Genomic DNA, 3,474 nt, shown 5'->3' with positions numbered 1-3,474 from the left:
GCCCGCAGCAGCCCGCCGTAGAGGTGCACCGCCCGGATCACGGCGGCGCAGAACACGAGGAACTGCGCGTTCTCGTGCGGGGTGTCACCGGGGACGAAGAGGCTGCCGAGATCGGCGTTGCCGAGGGAGAAGTTGCAGTGCTTGCCCGATCCGTTGACGCCGGCGAACGGCTTCTCGTGGAACAGGCACTCCATGCCGTGCTTCTTGGCGATGGTCTTGAACGTGGTCATCAGCAGCTGCTGGTGGTCGGACGCGACGTTGGCGCGCTCGAACATCGGGGCGATCTCGAACTGGCCGGGGGCCACCTCGTTGTGCCGGGTCTTGGCGGGGATGCCCAGCTTGAACAGCTCGCGCTCGGTGTCCATCATGAAGCCGAGCACGCGCTCGGGGATGGCGCCGAAGTAGTGGTCGTCGAACTCCTGGCCCTTGGGCGGCTTGGCGCCGAACAGCGTGCGGCCCGCGTTGAGCAGGTCGGGGCGGGCGAGGAAGAAGTGCCGGTCCACCAGGAAGTACTCCTGCTCGGGGCCGCAGAACGACACGATGTGGTCGAGGTTCTCGTGCCCGAAGAGCTTCAGGATGCGCTCGGCCTGCGTGCCCATCGCCTGCTGCGAGCGCAGCAGCGGGGTCTTGTGGTCGAGCGCCTCACCTGTCATCGACACGAAGACGGTGGGGATGCACAGCGTGTTGCCGTTGGGGTTCTCCAGCACGTAGGCCGGGCTCGTGACGTCCCAGCCGGTGTAGCCGCGGGCCTCGAATGTGTTGCGCAGGCCGCCGCTGGGAAAGCTCGACGCGTCGGGCTCGCCCTGGATGAGCGTCTTGCCGGCGAACTCGGCGAGCGCGGAGCCGTCGGCCACGGGCTCCAGGAAGCTGTCGTGCTTCTCGGCGGTCAGGCCGGTGAGCGGGTAGAAGACGTGCGCATAGTGCGTGGCGCCCTTCTCAAGGGCCCAGTCCTTCATGGCGGACGCCACGGCGTCGGCCACCAACGGGTCGAGCGTCGCGCCGTGCTCGATCGTGGACATGACGGACTTGAAGACCGATTTCGGCAGCCGCTTCTGCATCGCGGCCTTGCTGAAGACGTTCTCCCCGAAGACCTCGCCGGGCGCCTCGTCGACCGCGAAGGTGGCGGCAGGTGGCTCGTAGGCCTCGACGTCCTGGATCGCCTGCAGACGGACAGCGTTTCCACTCATTGTGATGTGCCTTTCGACCAGGCGGTATGTGGCCCGCAGACGGGCAGGGCCCGAGCCAGGGACACTACGAAGCAGCTGTGGCGGGGGTGTTTCCGTTCTGTGACCGCTGCAGTGCCACCCGTCCGATCGTGGGAGGCTCTTATCACCTGGTCGACGGGCCGTTGGTGCCTTCGGCGCAACCGTTGTCGCCTCGATCGGACGGCGCGTCGCCCGATCGAGCTACCCGGCGCGACCTCAGCGGTCCCGGGGCGCCAGCCCGTCGGTGAAGTCGGCGTCCCGCGTCTCGCGCAGGAACAGCAGGCAGACGAGGCACAGCGCCGCGATGCTGACGAGATACCAGGAGACGCCCGTCGTCGAGCCGGTCCGGGCCAGGATGTCCGTGGCGACGATCGGGCTCACCCCGCCGCCGATGATCCCGGCCGCGCTGTAGGCGAACGACGAGCCGGAGTAGCGGAAGCGGACGCGGAACAGCTCGGGGAAGTAGGCGCCCATCGGGCCGTAGAGCAGGGCGAACCCGATGAGGCCGACGGTCATGCCGATGCCGACGAGCAGCGGCTGGCGGGTCTGCACCAGCCAGAACAGCGGGAACGCCCACACCGCGCAGAGCACGGCTGCGGCGATGCAGAGCGAGCGGCGGCCGATCCGGTCCGACAGCACCGCGAACCACAGCGTGGCCGCTCCCATCACCAGCGAGGCGACGATCGCCTCCACGAGCATCGTCGTCCGCGAGATCTGCAGGGTCGCGGTGCCGTAGGTCAGGCAGAACGTGGTGATCGTGTAGAACATCGTGAACGCCAGCACGAACGACAGCGTGGCCAAGAGCAGCACCTTGGGCTGGCGGCGCAGCAGCTCCAGGAACGGCACCCGCGCCTGCGCCTGCGCGTCCAGGGCGGCCTGGAACACCGGCGTCTCCGAGATGCGCATCCGCACGTAGAACCCGACGACGAGCAGCACCGCCGAGGCGAGGAACGGGATCCGCCAGCCCCACGACTCGAACGTCTCGGGGCTCATCGATGCGCCCAGCAGCAGGAACAGGGCGTTGCCGAGCGCGAAACCGATGGCCGGGCCGAGCTGCGGGAACGCCGAGTAGAGGCCGCGCTTGCCGGGCGGTGCGTGCTCGGTGGCGAGCAGCACCGCTCCGCCCCATTCGCCGCCGAGCCCGATGCCCTGCACGAACCGCAGCAGAGCGAGCAGCGTCGGCGCGGCCACGCCGATGGTGGCGTAGGACGGCACCAGCCCGATCGCGACCGTCGACAGCCCCATCATCAGCAGCGAGACGATCAGCATCTGCTTGCGACCGACCCGGTCGCCGAAGTGGCCGAACAGGATCGCGCCGATCGGGCGGGCGATGAACCCGACGGCGAACGTCGCGAGCGCCGCCAGCGTGCCGGCCACGGGGGAGAAGGACGGGAAGAACAGCTTCCCGAACACCAGCGCGGCGGCCGTGCCGTAGATGTAGAAGTCGTAGAACTCGATCGCGGTGCCGACGAAGCTGGCCACCGCGATGCGGTTGCGTGACGGCGCTGTCACGACTGTCATGCGGTCACTCCTGTCATGAAGGCACGTCCGGACGCAGGCTCTGCTCCATTCGGAGCAGCGATCGTGCCGACATGTCACCACAACTGTCCCGTCGTCGCCGTGTGGACCCGGCCGTGCCGGGCGCTGGCGGGGTTCTGCGGCACCGGTGCGGGAACCCGCCGCCATCGGGAGCCCGTTCACGCTCGGCGTGGCGTCGGGGCGATCCCGCTCCGTGCAGCGTCGTGCCGTGGACGTGCACGGGCGGTTCGACGAGCTACGCGTGGGACCTCGAGCGCGACCACGACGACCCGGCGTCGGCGGTGGCCGGGCGGACGCGGTACGCGCGGATGAACGTGAACCCGCAGCGCCGGCAGAGTGACTTCCGGGTGGTGCCCCCGGTCCTGCCGCCGGGGGCGCCGATCAGCACCCGCGCGAGGTACGGGGTGGAGGATCGGCGTCCCGGGGTGGACAAGGCCTGAGCGCCGTTACCGGTACTGCGCGGCCAGCTCCGCCAGCTCGTCGAGCTCCTTGAGGGTCTCGCTCTCGGGAAGCGTGTCGAGCATGAACGTCACCCGCTCCACCTCGGCGTCCGCGTAGTCGCGCAGCGCGTCGGGGTCACGGTCGGCACCGAAGATCGTGAACGGCACGTCGGTGCGTCCGTGTTCGGCGAGCCAGGCCCGGACGCGGCGCAGCTCGTCGGTGGTGGTGTGGGCGCGGGGCAGCCAGGCGTCGCCGTAGCGCAGCAGCCGGTCGAGCGCGGCAGGGCTCT

The 3,474-nt window shown here is 69.6% G+C and carries 3 protein-coding genes and 1 pseudogene; 1 reads left to right on the top strand and 3 read right to left on the bottom strand.

Going from position 1 to position 3,474, the window contains the following annotated elements:
• The coding region (locus JWR81_RS00150) for a glutamine synthetase III (protein WP_297644996.1) at nt 1-1,187 on the bottom strand (1,187 nt) is incomplete at its 3' end.
• A 234-nt stretch (nt 1,188-1,421) separates the two neighbouring features.
• Nucleotides 1,422-2,726, bottom strand: coding sequence for an MFS transporter (locus JWR81_RS00145; protein WP_297644993.1), 1,305 nt, complete (start codon nt 2,724-2,726; stop codon nt 1,422-1,424).
• A gap of 221 nt (nt 2,727-2,947) precedes the next feature.
• Between JWR81_RS00145 and JWR81_RS00140 the strand changes: the two genes are divergently transcribed.
• Nucleotides 2,948-3,184, top strand: coding sequence for a hypothetical protein (locus tag JWR81_RS00140; RefSeq protein WP_297644990.1), 237 nt, complete (start codon nt 2,948-2,950; stop codon nt 3,182-3,184).
• 6 nt (nt 3,185-3,190) lie between these two features.
• Here the strand turns inward: JWR81_RS00140 and JWR81_RS00135 are convergent.
• A pseudogene (locus JWR81_RS00135) lies at nt 3,191-3,474 on the bottom strand (LLM class F420-dependent oxidoreductase); the annotation flags it as partial.

Origin of the sequence: Pseudonocardia sp. (assembly GCF_025965585.1) — a bacterium.
Lineage (GTDB): Bacteria > Actinomycetota > Actinomycetes > Mycobacteriales > Pseudonocardiaceae > Pseudonocardia.
The sequence above is the reverse complement of the archived record's forward strand: the minus strand, read 5'-3'. Positions and strand labels throughout refer to the sequence as shown.